The organism is Geodermatophilus sp. SYSU D00965 (assembly GCF_054050075.1).
The window spans coordinates 1-16188 of sequence record NZ_JBJGYQ010000017.1 but is presented as its reverse complement, the minus strand read 5'-3'; the positions used below and the strand labels follow the sequence as shown (position 1 = coordinate 16188).

Here is a 16188-nt window from a genome sequence, read left to right as displayed (position 1 = left end):
ATGACCGCCGCGGCCCTGCTCGAGGGCGTGTACGTCGCCAACGTGACGCCCTTCCGCGACGACGAGCGCGCCGGCATCGACGTCGACGCCTACCTCGCCCACGTCCGGTGGCTCGCCGGGCACGGGGTCACCGGCGTCGTCCCGTTCGGCACCAACGGCGAGGGGCCCTCGGTCTCCGCGGGGGAGAAGCGCGCCGTGCTGAGCGCGCTGCTGCCGGAGGCGGGCGCCCTGCACGTCGTCCCCACGGTCGCGGAGGGAAACTTGCCCGACACCCTCGACCTGCTGGCCTTCCTGCAGGACCTGCCGGTGCGGGCGGTCATGGTGCTGCCGCCCTACTTCTTCAAGCCGGTGCCCGCCGAGGGGCTGCGGCTGTTCTACGAGCGCGTCCTGGCCGCCACCCGCCACCCGGTGGTCGTCTACCACGTCCCGAAGTACGCCGTCCCGGTGCCGCCCGAGCTGGTGACCGGCCTGCCGGTGTGGGGCGTGAAGGACTCCGGGGGCGAGGCGGGCTACGCCGAGACCGTCGCCGCGGCGGGGAAGGGGGTGCTGCTCGGCACGGAGGACGACCTGCCCGCCCGGCTGCCGAGCGCCACCGGCGCCATCTCCGCGTTGGCCAACATCGTCCCCGAGCAGGTCGTGGCGCTCTACGGGCACGTCCGCGGCGGGCGCGCCGCCGAGGCCGCGGCCCTGTCCGCGCACCTGCAGCGGGTGCGGGCGATGACCAAGCAGCACGCCAGCCCGGGGGTGCTCAAGCGCGTCGCCGAGGCGCGGCACGGGTACCCGATGGGCACCGTGCGGCCGCCGCTGGTCCCCGTTCCCGCGTCGTTCGACGCCGCCGCCGTGGCCGAGGGCGCCGCGGCGGTCCCCGTCGGCTGAGGCGGGCGCGGGATGCGGGTGCTGGTCACCGACGCGGCGTACGGCGAGCTCGACATCGAGGCCGGCGTCCTCGCCGGCGCCGGACTAGAGCTGCGCACCGCGCAGTGCACGACCGCGGCCGACGTGATCGCCGCTGCCCGGGACGTGGACGCGGTGATCGTCCAGTACGCGCCGATCACGGCCGAGGTGCTCGAGGCGCTGCCCCGGCTGCGGCTGGTCAGCCGCTACGGCGTGGGGGTCGACGTCGTGGACACCGAGGCCGCCCGGGCGCGCGGGGTGTGGGTGTGCAACGTGCCCGACTACGGCACGGCCGAGGTGGCGCTGCACGCGGTCGCGATGCTGCTGGCGCTGCTGCGCAACCTGGCCGGGCACGACCGCGAGGTGCACGCCGGGCGGTGGGACCACCGGCTGGGCGGGCCGCTGCGCCGTCCCGGCGGGCTGACCCTCGGGGTGGTCGGGCTCGGCCGGATCGGCCGGACGACGGCGGAGCGGGCGGCCCCCTGGTTCGGCGCCTGCCTGGGCTACGACCCGCACCTCCCGGACGAGGCATGGCCGCCGGGCATCGAGCGGGCGGGCCTCGCGGAGCTGTTCGCCCGGAGCAGCGCGGTCACGCTGCACCTGCCGCTGACGCCCGAGTCGCAGGGCCTCGTGGGCGCCGAGCTGCTCGGGCGGATGCCGCGCGGCTCCTACCTGGTCAACACCGCCCGCGGCGGGCTGGTCGACCTCGACGCGGTGCACGCGGCGCTGGAGGAGGGCCGGCTCGCGGGCGTCGCCCTCGACGTGCTCCCCGAGGAGCCGCCGCCGGCCGGCCACCCGCTGCTGCGCCACCCGCGGGCGCTGCTCTCACCGCACGTCGCCTGGTACTCCGCGGAGGCCGAGGTGGAACTGCGGCGCAAGGCGGCGGAGAACGTCGTGGCGTGGGCCCGGACCGGGCGCCCGACGTACCCGGTCGTCGAGGGCCGCTGAGGGAGCCGCTCCCGCGTCAGGAGGCGCAGCCGGCCAGGCGGCCGAGGATGGCCGGGCTGGCTGCGTGGACCACCCCCATGAGGCCGGCCTCCTCGAGGTGGTGGGCCCGCAGCCCGGACACCGCGTCGGAGGCGAGCAGCACCCGGTAGTCCCGCGCACTGGCGCCGTACACCGTGGCCCGGGGGCAGTTCGGGTAGTTGCACCCGGCCAGGACGACGGTGGTGACCCCGAGCCCGCGCAGGTGGTGGTCGAGCGGTGTGCGGTGGAAGGCGTCCCAGCGCGGCTTCCACACCGCCCACTCGCCGTCCGCCACGGCCTGCACCGCACCGGCGCGCAGCCGATCCGGATCGAGGTCCCCGGCGCCGGGGGGCCGCAGCTCCGGGACGATCTGCGAGCCCGCCGATCCGGGCCGCACCAGCGGCGCCCCGGACGCGATCAGCGTGCGCCGGGCCAGGTCGACGTCCTGCCCCTCGTACAGCCGGACGACGTGCACGATCGGGCGCCCGGCGTCCCGGTAGCCCTGCAGCAGGCGGGCGATGACGGGCACGACGTCGCTGGTGCCGGGGACCGGGTTGGCGCCGCCGTCGACGAAGTCGACCTGCGTGTCGATGACCACGAGTGCGGAGCGGTCGAGCTCCGGGACGACGTGCGGGTCGAGGTCGGTCGGCCAGGTGCCCACGCGCACTCCTTCCTGGGTCCCGCGGCCGCGGTGCGGCGGCCGGTGCGGCCACTCTGGCGCAGCGGCGGCCGGACGTCACGGCTCCGCGGGCCCCGCTGCGCGCCATCGCCCGTCCGGGTGGCTCGGCCTCGCGGTCGCGCCGCTTCCTTGACGTTCGGAAACTCCTCCGTCCACGATGCGCCGTGTGATGAGGCTCACACTCCACGGATCCGACACGACCGGCACGAGCCGCGCCCACGGCACGGCGGCCCCCCGATGAGGCTCGTCTCGTTCCACGGCGAGGGCGGTGTGCGCCTCGGGGTCGAGACCGGCGCCGGCGTGGTGGACGTCCGCGCGGCCGCTCCGGACGCGCCGGCCACGGTCGCCGAGGTCATCGCAGCCGGCCCCGCGGCCCTCGAGGAGCTGCGGCGCGCCGTGGGATCGGCGAGCGACGCCGTCCCCGTCGAGGAGCTCCGGCTGGCCGCGGCCGTCCCCGACCCGGGGAAGATCATCTGCGTCGGGCTCAACTACCAGAAGCACGCCGCGGAAGGCGGTCTCCCGGTCCCCGACCACCCGATCTACTTCGCCAAGTACCGGAACAGCCTGGCCGGCTCCGGGCAGGACGTGGCCATCCCGGCGGCGACCCGCCGGGCCGACTACGAGGTCGAGCTGGTCGCGGTCATCGGGCGGAGCACCCGCCGCGTGTCGCCGGAGGAGGCACTCGACCACGTCTTCGGCTACGCCACCGGCAACGACCTGTCCGCGCGTGAGCTGCAGATGCGCAGCAGCCAGTGGACGTACGGCAAGGCGATCGACGGCTTCGCCCCGCTGGGGCCCTACCTGGTCACCGCCGACGAGGTCCCCGACCCCCAGGCGCTGGACCTGCGGTGCTGGGTCAACGGGGAGCTCCGGCAGAGCTCCACCACCAGGGACATGGTCTTCTCCGTCGCCGACCTGGTCAGCGACCTGTCCCAGATCATGACGCTCGAGCCCGGGGACGTCGTCTACACCGGGACGCCGGAGGGCGTGGCCATGGGCATGGCCGACCCGGTCTGGTTGCAGCCCGGTGACGAGGTCGTCTGCGAGGTCCAGGGCCTGGGACGCCTGGTGACCCCGCTGGTGGCCGACCCGACCTGACCGACAGCTCCCGCCCCGGGACCCGCACACGGGGGGCACCGGGCGGCCCTCCCCACTCCCCACCGACGAGGAGTCCTCGTGGAACCGTCCCTGCTGTCCCTCCTCCCGCCGCTGGTCACGATCGTCCTGGCCATCACCACCCGGCGGATCCTGCTGTCGCTGGGCGTGGGCATCGTCCTGGGGGCCCTGCTGTTCGCCCAGTGGGACGTCGGGGGCGCCGTCGACCTCGTGCTCGACACCGCCGGCGGGCTCGTCGTGGCCGACGGCGAGGTGGCGGAGGAGGTCTACATCCTCGCCGTCGTCGTGCTGCTCGGCGTCCTGACGTCGTTCATCTACGTCTCCGGCGGGCTCCTGGCGTTCGCCTCCTGGGCGGTCACCAAGGTCCGGACGCGCGTGCAGGCCGCCTTCGTGCCCGTCGTCATCGGTTTCGTGATCTTCTTCGACGACGCGTTCAGCAGCCTGGTCGGCGGCACGGTCAGCCGGTCGATCACCGACCAGCACCGGATCTCGCGCGCGAAGCTCTCCTACCTCGTCGACTCCACCGCCGCGCCGGTCATCGTCCTGGTGCCGATCTCGGGCTGGGCCGCGTTCATCGCGGCCACCATGACCGGCATCCTGGACGAGAACGGCGTCACGGACATGAACGGCTACGAGGCGTTCCTCCGGACCATCCCGGCGATGATCTACCCGATCACGGCCCTGCTGCTGGTCGTCGCCGTCGCCTGGCTGACCATCGACTTCGGGCCGATGCGGCGGCACGAGCGGGCCGCGATCGAGCGGGGCGTGCTGTTCGACGACAGCCGGGGAGCGGTGCCCGGCGAGACCGACCGGGACCTGCCGGCCCGCCGCGACGGGAGGATCGGCGACCTGCTGTGGCCGGTGGCCACGCTCCTGGGCGTGACCGTCGTGTGCGCGCTGTGGTTCGGCATCGCGGGGTCGGAGGGCTCGCTGAGCCCGATGGACATCCTCACCAACACCGACGTGATCCTCGCGCTCTTCTACGGGACCATCGCCGCCACGCTCGTCTCGGCGGCCATCCTCGTCGCGCGCCGGACGCCGGGCGGCCTGCTGGGTCGCGCCGCCTGGGCGGGTGTGCGGTCGATGCTCATGGCCGCGGCGGTGCTCTTCCTGGCCTGGATGACCGCCGAGATCATCTCCGAGCTGGGCATCGGTGAGTACCTGGCCGGGGTCGTCGACGCGGCGCTGCCGCTGGCGCTGCTCCCGGTGGTCCTCTTCCTCCTGGCGAGCTTCATCTCGTTCTCTATGGGGAGCACCTTCGGCACCTTCGGCCTGCTGCTGCCGATCGCCGGTCAGATCGCCGTGGCCCTCGACCCGGGCCTGCTGATCCCGGTCTTCGGGGCGGTCCTGGCCGGCGCCATCTTCGGGGACCACACCTCACCGCTGTCGGACACGACGATCCTGTCGTCGATCGGTTCCGGCGTGCACCTCATCGACCACGTCAACACGCAGTTGCCGTACGCCCTCGTCGCGGCTGCCGCCTCGGCGGTGGGCTTCCTCGTCGCCGGGCTGACGGAGAGCACCGGCCTGGCGCTCGTGGCGGCGGTGCTGGCCCTGGCGCTGGCCGTCGTCGTCCTGCACGCCCGGTCCCGCCGGACGGCGCGGTCCGACGCGGTCGTCGAGGGCCGCGGCAGCCCCCGGGACGTCAGGCGCTGAGCGGAGCCCGCCGCTGCAGCCGCAGCCGGCGCCGCTCCCGCTCGGACAGGCCGCCCCAGATGCCGAACCGCTCGTCGTTGCCGAGCGCGAACTCCAGGCACTCCATCCGCACCGGGCAGCTGGCGCACACCCGCTTGGCCTCGCGGGTGGAGCCACCCTTCTCCGGGAAGAAGGCCTCCGGGTCGGTCTCGGCGCACAGCGCGTCCAGCCGCCACGACTCGTCGCCGGCGGGGACGGCGCTGTCGAAGAGCGGCGCGGGGGGCTGCACGGCCGGAGCGGGGGCGAGGGTCAGGTGGGGACGCGCGAAGGACGACACGGGGAACTCCTCATGCAGGGGGAAGTTGCGCTCTGGCCGTGACGGACCAGTACGCCCTGAATTCACTTCGTGACGTTACGCAGTCATCCACCCGCGTCGCACTGGCACAACCTCAAGGAGAACTCGGAACAGGTTCGGCGGGATCTGCCCGACCCGACGCGGCGGACGGCGGGTCCCGGCCCCCGCGGGCTCACGGGGCGTCGAAGTACGTCACCCGGTCGGGCTGCGCGGTGAAGGGGTTGGCCCACTCCGACGGCGCGCCGGTGATCGGCTGGGCGTCGGTGACGACGACGAACGGCGTCCCCGGGTAGACGGCGAGCACTCGCGAGGCGGAGGAGAGGTCCTCGGTGCGCTCGACGAGCTCGCCGCGACGCAGCTGCCGGGTGGTCCGCCGCCCGCGCAGCTCCTGCCCCACCTCGGCGACCCACTCGGCCCCGTCGGAGGTGAAGGCGATCGAGTGCACCCGCCGGTCGGCGGGGGCCGGCTCGCAACCGGCGAACTCGGCGAGGGCGTCGTAGAGCCGCTCGGCCTGGTCGTCGTCGCCGGCCCGGGGGAGGAAGAAGGCTGCCACGCCCCGATCCTCTCCGTTCCCACCGACAGACCGGCCGTCACGTCAGGAGCGCGAACCCCGGCACGTGCTCGGTCAGCCACGCCGTCCAGCGCGGCGCCTCGCGCTCGGCCGCCTCCGCGCCGCCGTCGCCGAACAGGTGGGCGCGCACCGTGACCTTCGCGCCGCCGTGGTCGAACGCCCCCAGCTCGACGATCCCGGGGTGCGGGTGCTCGGCGTGCAGCGTGACGGTGCGCCCGGTGGCGTCGACGACCGTTCCCGCGGTCGCGGGGGCACCGCCGTCCACCTCGACCCGGTCGCCGACCCTCGCGCCGGCCAGGCCCAGCGCGGCGAGCAGGTCGCGGCCGACGTCGTCGGCGGAGCGGTCCGCGACGGAGCCGAAGACGAGCAGCGGCGCGACCGGCTGCCCCCGGAAGGAGGTCAGCACGAGGCGCAGCGCGAGCAGGGCGCCCCGCCAGCCCTCGTCGGTGCCCTCGAGCTGGTCCTCCCAGCCCTCGCCGCCGGCGAAGAAGCCACTGACCAGCCGGACCACGCACGTGCCGCCGTCGCGGGCCTCGACGAGGAGCTCGGTGGCCCACGGCGGCGCGTCGGGTGCGTCGGGGTCCCAGTCGCGCTCCTCGTAGGCGAAGCGGTGCGGCGGTTCCCAGGCGGTGACGACCCCCTCGGAGCTGCCGAACGGCCCGTGGTGGGTGACGATCCGGCCGCCCTCGCGCTCCTCCACCTCGGCGGGCACGAACCACGTGGAGATGCCCGGCCCGGTGGCGATCGCCTGCCACACCTCCGCCGGGTCGCCGGGGACCTCGACCTCGGCGGCGGAGACGCGGGCGGTGGGCTCGTCGGGGTCGTAGCGGGTCACGGCGACTCCTCGCGGGGCGGGCCGACGGGGACGTCGGCGGGAACGGGGTGCACGCCGACGAGGACGCGCTGCCAGCGGCCGTCCGCCGCTCCCTCGTCGTGGTACCGGGCGACGAGCCGGGTGACCGCCGCGGCGAGCTCGTCGGCGAACGCGGCGCGGTCGGCCGGGGAGGCGAAGCGGACGTCGGCGTCCAGGGCCAGGACCGGCAGCGGCGCCTCGGCGCGCCGGGCCCGCGCGGCCATCCCGCCCACCTCGCGCAGCACCCGGCCGGCGAGCGCCAGGAGGTAGGCGGCCGACAGCCGGTCGGGCGTGCGCGCGGCGTCGGCCGCGGCGTCGCCGAGGGCTCCCGGCGACACCAGGTAACCGGCGGCGGTGGCGACGAGGAGCCGTTCGGTGAGGCCGCCCCACCGCCGGGTGTCGGACGCCTCGACCAGCCGGTGCTCCTCGAGCTTGCGCAGGTGGTAGTTGACCTTCTGCCGGCTCAGCCCGAGGCGCTCGGCGAGCGTGGCCGCGGACGCCGGCGCGCGGAGCTCGGCGAGCAGGCGGGCGCGCACCGGGTCGAGCGCGACGGCGGCCGTGGCCGGGTCGCTGATGACGTCGACGGCTCGCACGGCCCCAGACTGGTCTTGACAGGAATTGTTGTCAAGGGTGGCCGGTCCAGTGGCGCGGCGGCCGGGCCACCACGGCGGCCGGTGCGGAGGACGATCGCAGGACCCACGTCAGGGGAGGTCTGGTGCGCCGTACCGTCCGGGGCCTGCTGGCCTTCTTCGTGGTCTTCGGCCTGGTCGTCGGTGGATGGCAGACCCTCGCGCCGGCGTCCTTCTACCGGGACTTCCCCGGCTTCGGACGGCACTGGGTCAGCGTCGACGGCCCCTACAACGAGCACCTGCTCCGCGACGTGGGCCAGGGCAACCTCGCCGTCGGCGTGGTCGCGCTCGTCGCGCTGGTGACCGGCGGGGTCTGGCTGGCCCGGGCGACCGGGCTCGCCGCGGTCGTGGCGTACCTGCCCCACCAGCTCTACCACCAGCTGACCCTGCACCTGCTGGAGACGCCCGGCGACCAGGTGCTGCAGACCCTCACGCTCACCCTGGTGTCGGTGGCCGCCGTCGTCCTGACCGTGTGCGCGTTCCGGCTGCCGGTCCGCGTCGCCGACGGCCGGCCGTCGTCCGCGGTGGGCGAGGGGGCCGAGGGGCGGTGACCGGCGTGCTCAGCCGCCCAGCCGGGTCACCGGCGAGACGCCGAAGCGCTCGGCGGTCATCCGCTTGATCCCGGCGGGGAAGTCGGCCGACGCGGCGCGGTGGGCGGCGGCCAGCCCGGCCTGGGCGGCGCCGTCGCCGGCGAACGCCGCGACGCACGGCTCCGGGGCGGCGTTGGCCAGCGCGAGCAGCGCACCGGCGACCCCCAGCGCGCCGCACATGGTGAGCAGCGTCGGCGAGCCGGTGTAGATCTCGCCGCCGAAGACCTCGATCTCGTCGAGCAGCCGCTCGGCGTCCCCGGAGGAGTCCTTGAGGCCGGACACCGGCAGCTCGGGCAGCAGGTGCACCGGGACGCCGGGGGAGGAGGCGAGCGGGAAGTGGTAGGCCAGCAGCGGCCGACCGGCCGCGGTCTTGGCGACCCGCTCGTAGTACGGGCGCGGGTCGGCGACCCCGGGCGGCGAGAGCGCCAGCGCGGCGTCGGCACCCGCGTCGAAGGCCTGCTCGGTCAGCGCGGCGGCCTGCGCTCCGGTCGGTGCGCCGGTCCCGGCGATCACCGGCACGTCCTGCGGGACGGCGGTGCGCACGGCGCCGACCAGGGCGCGGCGCTCCTCGGGGCTGAGCGTGGCCGCCTCCCCGGTGGTCCCCGCGACGAGCACGGCGCGCACGCCGGCGTCGACCAGGCGGACGGCCAGGTCGGCGGTGGCCGGGGCGTCGAGGGCGCCCCGCTCGTCGAACAACGTGACCAGGGCGACGCCGACACCGGTGAAGGACGCAGGCACCGCCCCATCCTGCTCGCCCGGGCTCCCGGCGACAACGGAGCGGAACGTCGGACGGCAGGCGCGCTCGGCTACCCAAGGACCCGCCGTTCCTCTTCACTTCCTGCATGCAGGACTGGGATCCCGCTGCATCGACAGCACTCCTCGACTGCAAGCAGGCGCTCGAGGAGCGGGACGTCGTGCGCTGGCTGCAGGAGGTCACCCGCGCCATGTGGCGGCCGAACGCCGAGCGCTACGAGCCGTCCCACCTGTTCGACACGCCCCGCGGCATGGCCGGGCTGTCCGCGGAGAACTTCCGGGAGCGCATGCTCGCCGAGTACCGCGCGGCCCACGCGTCGTGGCGGTCGCGCGGGATCCGCCTCACCCTCCCGCACGGCTCCCTGGTGATCGAGGCCGGCGGGCTGGCCGTGCACGTGGTCAAGGCCCCGGGTGTGCAGATCCGCGAACCGGACTGGACCGGCTTCGCCTGGGACACCAGCGCCGTCCGCCGGGCGGCCGCCGCCCGCAACGCCGGGACCCACGCCCTGCCGCCCCCGCCCGTCGAGGGGCAGCTGGCGTTCGACTTCGACGTCCTCCCCGCCGGGGGCAACCCGGTCTACCGGGACCTCTTCTTCGTCTGGGCCGGGGACGCCGTCGGCCTGACGGCCGGCTGGCTGGGCCTGCCCCGGCTGGGCCGGCACCGCTGGCTGGCGGTGACCCAGCTGTGGCGGGACGACGCCGACGTGGCCGGACCGGGCGGGGACGACGACCCGCGACCGGCGACGGCTCCGGCCTCCCCGGGGCAGGCGGCGATCGACGTCTGAGGGGAGAGCGGCATGACGACTCCGCGCGTGCACCTCCGGGAGGTCACCGACGACAACCGCGAGGCGGTGCGGGCCGTCCGGGTGCGCAAGGACCAGAAGCGGTTCGTGGCCTCGGTGAAGCGCTCCCTGCGCGACGCCGCCGAGGAGCCCACCGCCCACCCCTGGTACCGGGCCGTGTACTGCGGCGACGAGCCGGTCGGCTTCGTGATGCTGTCGTGGCCGCCGTCCGGGCGCCCCTACCTGTGGCGGCTGCTCGTCGGCAAGGACCACCAGCGGCGCGGGATCGGGCGGGAGGTCCTGGCGCAGGTGGTCGACCTGGTCCGCGCGGACGGCGCCACCGAGCTGCTCACCAGCTACGAGCCCGGCGAGGGGAACCCGGGGCCGTTCTACGAGCGGTTCGGCTTCCGGCCCACCGGCGAGGTGGACGACGGCGAGATCGTCCTGCGGCTGCCCCTGACCGACGAGTGAGCCTCAGCGCCCGGGAGCGAGGCGGGCGGCGTCGATGCGCTCGCGGGCGACGTAGTACAGGGTGGCGCCCGCGGCGACGGGCTGGTCCCAGTGCGGGCTGACCAGCAGGCCGCCGTCCTGCCGCACGGCCAGGACCGTGGCCCCGAAGGTGCGCCCGAAGTGGCTCTGGGCCGCGCCGAACGTCGCGTGCGGGTAGCCCGCCGGCACCCGGACCGAGTAGGTGTTGCCCGAGCCGCCCGCGGTCATGAGCTCGTTGTAGACGGCGGTGATGCCCGGGTCGCTGGCCTCCTCGGTGAGCAGGAACGGCATGTGCCACTGCACCGCCTGCACCGCGGCGTTGACGTACCGGAGGCTCTCCCGCCGGGACAGGTCGCGCAGGGCGGCCACCATGTGCACCCGCGGGTTGGCGTGGTCGACGGCGACCGCGATGGCGAGCGTCTCGTTGTCGTCGCGGCCGTCGATCACCGCCGTCCGGGCCGCCGGCACGCCCGCCCGGAGCATCACGTCGTCGCGGGTGAGGTCCCCGCGCACGAAGTGCACCTCCGGCCGGTCGGGCATCGGGTTCTCGGTCACGTCGTCCCACGCGCACAGCGCGACCTGCTGCCGGCCCTCGGCGGTCAGCTCGGCGACGATCCGCTCGGTGCGCCCCGGGACGTACCCCAGCAGGACGACGTGGTCGTGCAGGTCCAGTGCCACTCCACCTCTCAACCGCTTGCCCCGGACCGACTGCAGGGCGTCGGCCAGCCGGGTGAACAGCAGCGTCAGCGTGACGATCCCGCCGACGATCACGTAGCTGCCCACGACCCGGCCGGCCGTCGACGTCGGGAAGACGTCGCCGTAGCCCACCGTCGCCGAGGTGACGACGAAGTACCACCAGTAGGTGCCCGGCCGCACGATGTCGCTGCCCGGCGGCTCCGCCAGGGCCATCGCCAGCCAGCTGGTCGCGAAGACCAGCAGTGCCACCGTCAGGGGCAGCCGCCAGCCGTGCAGCCGGAGCCGCAGGAACCGCGACAGGCGGATGACGAAGAACGGCACGCGTGCTCCCGGCTCGGCGACGGTCCGCGCAACCTACCGGGCCCAGCGGGTGCGCTACCGCCCGCCCGGCTGCGCGCCCGGCGGGCGGTAGCGCACCTGCTGCGCCCGGCGCATCGCCTCCATCGTCTCGTCGACGGTGAGCAGCACGGTCGTCTCCAGCGGGCTGAGCGCACCCCCGGCACCGAGGGCCAGGGCCACGGCGGCCATCGAGACGTTGTCCGGCGCCTCCCAGAGCGTGTAGCCGTCGCGGGGTCCGAAGGCGTACCAGAACCCGTGCAGCGTCCCGCCGACGGACTCGATGTAGGACCGGGCGGCCTCCCGCCGGTCCTCGGGGTGGGCGATCAGCCGGGCCCAGGTCTCCGGCGTGTAGCTGAACCTGGTCAGGTAGAGCGGCATCGTCGGCCCCTCTCGTCCGTCTCCCCGGGGACGCCGAGGCTAGCCCCGGGGAGACGGACGGGGGACCCGCTGCCTGCCTCAGCCGGCGGCCGGGCCGTAGGTGAGGTGTGCGACCCCGTTGCTCAGGCGGTCGGCGCCGAGCAGGGACAGCGGCGTCCGCGGTGCGCCGTCGGGGAACAGCCGGATGCCCGTCCCGACGGCGATCGGGTACACGTACAGGTGCAGCTCGTCGACCAGGCCGTCGGCCAGCATCGCCCGGACCAGCGTCGCGCTGCCGCTGACGTAGAGGTCCCCGGCCTCCTCGCTCTTGAGCGCGCGCAGCCGGTCGGCGTCGTAGCCGCCCACGACGGTCGAGTTCGACCACACCGCCTCGGCGTCGCTGAGGGTGGAGGAGACGACGTACTTGCGGGTGTCGTTGAAGAAGGGGGCGCCCGGGTCGTCCTCCTCGGTCCGGGTGGACCAGGCCGGGGCGAACATCTCGAAGGTGGTCCGCCCGAGGAGGATGCCCGACGCCGACCCCGTGAGGGCGCCGATGGAGGCGGCCAGGTCCTCGGGGAAGCCGTAGTCCATCGTCCACATCGGTGCGTCGACGACCCCGTCGACGGTGGTGAACTCGTGGACCTTGATCGCGCCCAATGCCTTCTCCTCTGCGGTGGTGGAGCAGTTGTCGTGGGGGAGACGCCGGCCGGCGCCGGTTCTCATCGGTGGCCCGGGACGAACCCGCGCCGCCGGGGTGCTCAGCGAGTGTCGCCGAGCAGCCCCAGCCGTTCCAGGACGCCGACCAGGTACAGCCGCCGCGGCCGGATCAGCCCCGGCACGTGGCACCACCCGGGACCGGCCACCTGCGCCATCCGGCCCAGCGCGCGGTCGACGTCGGCTCGCGCGCCGTCGGGCAGCTGCGCGTACACCTCGACGAGCTGCTCGCCGGTCAGCTCCGGCAGCCGCGGTCCGTCGGGTGCCGGAGCCGGCGCGGCGACGGGCGGGCGCAGGGCCGGTGCGGTCGGCAGCGCGGCGGTGGCGGCGACCTGCGCGGCCGGTCGGGCGTCCTGCGCGACGGCGGCCGCGGCCGGTGCGCTCGGCAGCGGAACGGCCGGGCGCGGGAGCGGCGAGCCGGTCCCGCCGTGCCGCGGCGCCGCCGGGCCCCCGCCGGCCAGCAGCCGGCGCAGGTAGGCGCCGGGGTTCTTGATCTCGGAGAAGCGCGCGGAGATCTCCCGCAGGGCGGCGTCGAGCACGCCCGGGTCGGCGGTCCGGACGACGGACTCGGCGTCGAACACGCCCCACTGCTCGAGCAGCGACACGACCTCGGCGGCGGACAGCCCGGCCACGGTCGTCGGCGCCGCGAGCACGGCGGCACCGGACGCGTCGACGGGGAGCCCGGCCGACGGCGGCGTCAGCCGCGCGTCGGTGGGGGACAGAGATGGATGGTCTTCATCCATCCCATCCTCATGACGGTGACTGCGCGCACCGGTGTCGGCGAACCGGTCACCGGTGCGACCTGCAACTCCTCGCCCGGTGTCAGGCCTGCTGACACCGGCGGACGTGGTGTCAGCTTCCCCGACACCGGCTCCCGGGACACCGGTGCCAGCTTCCGTGACACCGGTGGAGGCATCACCCAGCGGCCGGTCACTGTGCGTGAGGGTCTGCCGGCGCTCGACGGCGCGGTAGAGCTCCGGGCAGAGGACGTAGCGACCGCGGCCGAACCGGTCGGCACGGCCGCCGACGCCGCGGGCCTGCTGACGGTCGAGGAAACCGGCCTGCTCCAGCTGGGTGACCAGCTCGCCGGCCTTCTGCCGGCTGCAGCCGAGCTGCTCGGCGAGCTTCGTGGCGTTGGTGTCCACCACGAGGCGGTGACCGTCGTCGCCGGCCATGCAGATGAGGGTGAACAGCGCCGAGAACAGCTTGACGCCGAGGGCCCGCTGCAGCTGCAGGGCGGCCTCGGGCATCACGGTCACCTTCAGCCCGCCGCCGGGCGCGATCCCGTCGGTCGTGTAGGCGGCGATGGTCTTGGTGACCTCGAAGACGAGCGCCGGGCGGGCGGCGCTCGGCGCGGGGTCCCCCGGGCGCGGGGGAGGGGAGGAAGGCGTCATCGGCGTCTTTCCGTGCGCAGGGCGCGCGACACCGCGGGAGCGGACCGACGCGTCCTGAGGGAACAGCACAGAGCACCCGACGGATCGCTGCTAGCCTGTGGCTGTCGACTCCGGAGGCTCGCAGAGGGCGTCGGGCGTGCGTGGCATCAGCTCCGAGGCTGGTGCCACGTTTCGTATCTGGAGGAAGTCAGCTCATCGCGGCGTTGCTCCGGCTCGTCGCGTCGGCGGTCGGGATCACGCGGCGTCGGAGACGACGGCCGGCACGGTGAGCGTGGTCACCAGCAGCGAGGCGACCGGCACCGGGTAGCTGTGCAGGTACTCCACCAGGCCGCTCGGGTCGTCGAGGAGCTCGACGTCGCCGTCCCGGTCGATGACGACCAGGCCGCTCCAGCCCGGCCGCAGCCGCTTGCGCTTGAGCCGCAGCGCGTCGCTGAGCCGGCGCAGCTGCTCGCCGCGGACGCCCAGCCGGTGCGCGGCCATCGCGAAGCGGCCGATGGCCAGGTCGCTGGTCGAGTAGAGGACCGGCCGGGTGTCGCCGCGGCGGCGCCGCTGCTCGGCGCCGAGCACGCCGGCACGCTCGAAGGTGTCCAGCTCGGTCGCCGTCAGCCCGAGGTCCTCCTCGACCTGTGCCCGGGTGTAGAAGCCCGGCTCGCGGGAGGTGCGGCGAGCCCGGGTGGGAGCCGCGCTGCTGGTCGCCAAGAGGGCCTCCTCGAATCACACGTCTGTCGTTCCCGCGCATCGTGACACGGTCCGCCGGGCCGGACCGCGACGACTCGCGGGGCGCATCCCGGTAGTTCTGCGCCCGCCGCCGGACGGGCCGTCCATTCGGGGGGTCCGCCCCATGAGTGGAGCCCACGCGCGGTGCCGCTCGGGGGAACCTCGCCCCGAGTTGTGCAGGCCGGGGATGGTTTGCGCAAAGCAGTACCGGGACGAACTCCGGTAGTTGCGCAAAGGCGATGACAGCTGCGTTTGCGCAAAGGTGGGCGGTACCGAGGTGCAGACCGACCACCAGGACGCGTTGATCCCCGTCCGTCGGCGCGGCATGCTGTTGCGCAACCGATGAACGCGAGGTTGCGCAACATGACGGATCCGCCGATCGACGACCGGGACGCCGAGGAGCGGGAGTTGCTGACGGTCGAGCAGGTGGCCCAGCTCCGCCGGGTCACGCCGGCGGCCGTCCGCGCGCAGCTGCGGGCCGGGACGCTCGCCGGGGAGCAGGTCCTCCAGGGCCAGCGGACGGTCTGGCGCATCCCGGCGAGCGCGGTCCGGCGCGACCGGCCGGAGACAGGGAAGCCGGCGGTCGGGCGCAACCCCGGGGAGGCCCCGGCCGGCCCGCCTGCGGGGGACCGCCCCGCGGCGCCGGTGACGCCGTCCGAGCCGGAGGCGGCGCCGTCTGGGCCGGGGCCGGGGCCGGCTGCGCCCGTGACCGGGGAACCGGGGCCCCGCTCGCCCGACCCGCTCCTGCCGGCGAGGCTGGCGGCACTGGAGGCGGAGGTGCGCCGGCTGCGCCGCCAGTTGACGCACCTGGCCGACGCCCACCACCGGCTGCTCGACGCCCTCACCGCCGACGGGGACGACGACCCGCTGCGCTGACCGTGCCGGCGGGCGGTGCCGGGGACATCATCGAGGGGTCGACGAGCAGTGCTGGCGTCGTCCGAGGACCGTTCGCAACCCGGGGAACGGGAGGTGCGGCGATGGCGCGCAGCGACTTCCACGTGGCACTGACCAACGCGCTGGACCTGGCGATGCCGCCGGAGGTGGGGCAGGAGTACGACATCGAGGCCGTGGTCGACCAGTGCATCGCCCTGCTGGAGCGGGCGGGGTGGCGGTTCACCCGCACGCCGCCGTCCCCCTCCGCCCCGCGCCGACCGACGTGACGCGTGACCGGGCCTCCGGGACCGACGGGTCTGTGCTCCACCGTGCGCGGCGCGGTAGGAAGCAGCGGTGAGCCGCATCAACGACGTCGGCGGGATGTCGGGGTTCCCGGCGATCGTCGAGGAACCCGACGAGCCGCCGTTCCACGCCGACTGGGAGGCCCACGTCCTCGCGCTCAACGGCGCGCTGATCCGGCGGGGCGTCTACAACCTGGACGAGTTCCGGGACGCCATCGAGCGGATGCCGCCCGAGGAGTACCTCGCGGCCTCCTACTACGAGCGCTGGTTCACCGCGGTCACCACGCTGCTCGTGGAGAAGGGCGTCGTCTCCGAGGAGGAGCTGGCATCGCCGGAGGAGCTCGGAGCGCCGCATGACTGATCTCGCCCCCGGGGGGGGGGGGGGGGGGGGGGGGGGGGGGGGGGGGGGGGGGGGGGGGGGGGGGGGGGGCGGCGCGGGGCGCCCGCGCCGCCCCCGGCCGGCGGGCGGCGGGCGCGGGGGGGG

General features: G+C 75.1%; 21 protein-coding genes. 10 read left to right on the top strand and 11 right to left on the bottom strand.

The window, feature by feature from the left end; genetic code table 11:
- Together ACI789_RS16565 and ACI789_RS16560 are read left to right on the top strand one after the other, a co-directional pair.
- Positions 1-876 carry a dihydrodipicolinate synthase family protein gene (locus tag ACI789_RS16565; protein ID WP_457010466.1) on the top strand — a complete coding sequence of 292 codons (876 nt, stop codon included), beginning with the start codon at positions 1-3 and terminating at the stop codon, positions 874-876.
- Between the two features lie 12 nt (positions 877-888).
- Positions 889-1842 carry a C-terminal binding protein gene (locus tag ACI789_RS16560; protein ID WP_457010465.1) on the top strand — a complete coding sequence of 318 codons (954 nt, stop codon included), beginning with the start codon at positions 889-891 and terminating at the stop codon, positions 1840-1842.
- 16 nt (positions 1843-1858) lie between these two features.
- On the opposite strand, the gene ACI789_RS16555 is transcribed toward ACI789_RS16560, so the two are convergent.
- Positions 1859-2521, bottom strand: coding sequence for a cysteine hydrolase family protein (locus tag ACI789_RS16555; RefSeq protein ID WP_457010464.1), 663 nt, complete (start codon positions 2519-2521; stop codon positions 1859-1861).
- Positions 2522-2776: 255 nt separating this feature from the next.
- Between ACI789_RS16555 and ACI789_RS16550 the strand changes: the two genes are divergently transcribed.
- On the top strand, positions 2777-3637 hold the full coding sequence (locus ACI789_RS16550; protein WP_457010463.1) for a fumarylacetoacetate hydrolase family protein: 861 nt from the start codon (positions 2777-2779) through the stop codon (positions 3635-3637).
- 78 nt (positions 3638-3715) lie between these two features.
- Positions 3716-5311, top strand: a complete 1596-nt coding sequence (locus tag ACI789_RS16545; RefSeq protein WP_457010462.1) for a Na+/H+ antiporter NhaC family protein — start codon at positions 3716-3718, stop codon at positions 5309-5311.
- Here ACI789_RS16545 and ACI789_RS16540 read toward each other — a convergent pair.
- The 4 genes from ACI789_RS16540 to ACI789_RS16525 form a co-directional block, all read right to left on the bottom strand.
- Positions 5301-5579 (bottom strand): WhiB family transcriptional regulator, encoded by a 279-nt coding sequence (locus ACI789_RS16540; RefSeq protein WP_456916901.1) that lies wholly within the window; start codon positions 5577-5579, stop codon positions 5301-5303. The two genes, ACI789_RS16545 and ACI789_RS16540, sit on opposite strands and share 11 nt — an antisense overlap.
- Positions 5580-5817: 238 nt before the next feature.
- Positions 5818-6198: a hypothetical protein gene (locus ACI789_RS16535; RefSeq protein ID WP_457010461.1), complete on the bottom strand. Its 381-nt coding sequence runs from the start codon at positions 6196-6198 to the stop codon at positions 5818-5820.
- A gap of 37 nt (positions 6199-6235) precedes the next feature.
- The gene (locus ACI789_RS16530) at positions 6236-7051 is read right to left on the bottom strand and encodes an SRPBCC family protein (protein ID WP_457010460.1); all 816 of its coding nucleotides are present in this window, start codon (positions 7049-7051) and stop codon (positions 6236-6238) included.
- Positions 7048-7662: an ArsR/SmtB family transcription factor gene (locus tag ACI789_RS16525; RefSeq protein ID WP_457010459.1), complete on the bottom strand. Its 615-nt coding sequence runs from the start codon at positions 7660-7662 to the stop codon at positions 7048-7050. The genes ACI789_RS16530 and ACI789_RS16525 overlap by 4 nt, the downstream gene beginning before the upstream one ends.
- Positions 7663-7784: 122 nt before the next feature.
- Here ACI789_RS16525 and ACI789_RS16520 point away from each other — a divergent pair, with 122 nt between their 5' ends.
- Positions 7785-8249 carry a hypothetical protein gene (locus ACI789_RS16520; RefSeq protein WP_456916691.1) on the top strand — a complete coding sequence of 155 codons (465 nt, stop codon included), beginning with the start codon at positions 7785-7787 and terminating at the stop codon, positions 8247-8249.
- Positions 8250-8258: 9 nt separating this feature from the next.
- On the opposite strand, the gene ACI789_RS16515 is transcribed toward ACI789_RS16520, so the two are convergent.
- Positions 8259-9026, bottom strand: a complete 768-nt coding sequence (locus ACI789_RS16515) for a dihydrodipicolinate synthase family protein (protein ID WP_457010458.1) — start codon at positions 9024-9026, stop codon at positions 8259-8261.
- Positions 9027-9130: 104 nt separating this feature from the next.
- On the opposite strand from ACI789_RS16515, the gene ACI789_RS16510 reads away from it, so the two are divergent.
- Together ACI789_RS16510 and ACI789_RS16505 are read left to right on the top strand one after the other, a co-directional pair.
- Positions 9131-9826, top strand: coding sequence for a hypothetical protein (locus tag ACI789_RS16510; protein WP_457010457.1), 696 nt, complete (start codon positions 9131-9133; stop codon positions 9824-9826).
- A gap of 12 nt (positions 9827-9838) precedes the next feature.
- Positions 9839-10294 carry a GNAT family N-acetyltransferase gene (locus tag ACI789_RS16505; protein WP_457010456.1) on the top strand — a complete coding sequence of 152 codons (456 nt, stop codon included), beginning with the start codon at positions 9839-9841 and terminating at the stop codon, positions 10292-10294.
- Between the two features lie 3 nt (positions 10295-10297).
- Here ACI789_RS16505 and ACI789_RS16500 read toward each other — a convergent pair whose 3' ends face one another.
- The 5 genes from ACI789_RS16500 to ACI789_RS16480 all read right to left on the bottom strand — a co-directional run bounded on the left by ACI789_RS16500 (position 10298) and on the right by ACI789_RS16480 (position 14511).
- Complete coding sequence (locus ACI789_RS16500; RefSeq protein ID WP_457010455.1) at positions 10298-11329, bottom strand: ion channel; 1032 nt, start codon at positions 11327-11329, stop codon at positions 10298-10300.
- A gap of 54 nt (positions 11330-11383) precedes the next feature.
- Positions 11384-11725, bottom strand: coding sequence for a GYD domain-containing protein (locus ACI789_RS16495; protein ID WP_457010454.1), 342 nt, complete (start codon positions 11723-11725; stop codon positions 11384-11386).
- Positions 11726-11803: 78 nt separating this feature from the next.
- Positions 11804-12361 carry a dihydrofolate reductase family protein gene (locus ACI789_RS16490; RefSeq protein ID WP_457010453.1) on the bottom strand — a complete coding sequence of 186 codons (558 nt, stop codon included), beginning with the start codon at positions 12359-12361 and terminating at the stop codon, positions 11804-11806.
- A 101-nt stretch (positions 12362-12462) separates the two neighbouring features.
- Positions 12463-13812 carry a hypothetical protein gene (locus ACI789_RS16485; RefSeq protein ID WP_457010452.1) on the bottom strand — a complete coding sequence of 450 codons (1350 nt, stop codon included), beginning with the start codon at positions 13810-13812 and terminating at the stop codon, positions 12463-12465.
- 234 nt (positions 13813-14046) lie between these two features.
- Positions 14047-14511: a hypothetical protein gene (locus ACI789_RS16480; protein ID WP_457010451.1), complete on the bottom strand. Its 465-nt coding sequence runs from the start codon at positions 14509-14511 to the stop codon at positions 14047-14049.
- A 381-nt stretch (positions 14512-14892) separates the two neighbouring features.
- On the opposite strand from ACI789_RS16480, the gene ACI789_RS16475 reads away from it, so the two are divergent.
- From ACI789_RS16475 to ACI789_RS16465, 3 genes are all read left to right on the top strand, one after another.
- Positions 14893-15405 (top strand): hypothetical protein, encoded by a 513-nt coding sequence (locus tag ACI789_RS16475; protein WP_457010450.1) that lies wholly within the window; start codon positions 14893-14895, stop codon positions 15403-15405.
- Positions 15406-15506: 101 nt separating this feature from the next.
- Positions 15507-15689 carry a hypothetical protein gene (locus ACI789_RS16470; RefSeq protein WP_457010449.1) on the top strand — a complete coding sequence of 61 codons (183 nt, stop codon included), beginning with the start codon at positions 15507-15509 and terminating at the stop codon, positions 15687-15689.
- Positions 15690-15756: 67 nt separating this feature from the next.
- Entirely contained in the window at positions 15757-16065 is a 309-nt protein-coding gene (locus tag ACI789_RS16465; protein ID WP_457010447.1) for a hypothetical protein, read from the top strand.
- Positions 16066-16188 lie beyond the last annotated feature (123 nt).

What these genes read in the sequence shown, in the direction of transcription:
- ACI789_RS16560 (WP_457010465.1), top strand. Translation starts at nt 889, where the DNA reads ATGCGGGTGCTGGTCACCGACGCGGCGTACGGCGAGCTCGACATCGAG.
- ACI789_RS16475 (WP_457010450.1), top strand. Translation starts at nt 14,893, where the DNA reads ATGACGGATCCGCCGATCGACGACCGGGACGCCGAGGAGCGGGAGTTG.
- ACI789_RS16495 (WP_457010454.1), bottom strand. Translation starts at nt 11,725, where the DNA reads ATGCCGCTCTACCTGACCAGGTTCAGCTACACGCCGGAGACCTGGGCC.
- ACI789_RS16485 (WP_457010452.1), bottom strand. Translation starts at nt 13,812, where the DNA reads ATGACGCCTTCCTCCCCTCCCCCGCGCCCGGGGGACCCCGCGCCGAGC.
- ACI789_RS16550 (WP_457010463.1), top strand. Translation starts at nt 2,777, where the DNA reads ATGAGGCTCGTCTCGTTCCACGGCGAGGGCGGTGTGCGCCTCGGGGTC.
- ACI789_RS16510 (WP_457010457.1), top strand. Translation starts at nt 9,131, where the DNA reads ATGCAGGACTGGGATCCCGCTGCATCGACAGCACTCCTCGACTGCAAG.
- ACI789_RS16565 (WP_457010466.1), top strand. Translation starts at nt 1, where the DNA reads ATGACCGCCGCGGCCCTGCTCGAGGGCGTGTACGTCGCCAACGTGACG.
- ACI789_RS16505 (WP_457010456.1), top strand. Translation starts at nt 9,839, where the DNA reads ATGACGACTCCGCGCGTGCACCTCCGGGAGGTCACCGACGACAACCGC.
- ACI789_RS16470 (WP_457010449.1), top strand. Translation starts at nt 15,507, where the DNA reads ATGGCGCGCAGCGACTTCCACGTGGCACTGACCAACGCGCTGGACCTG.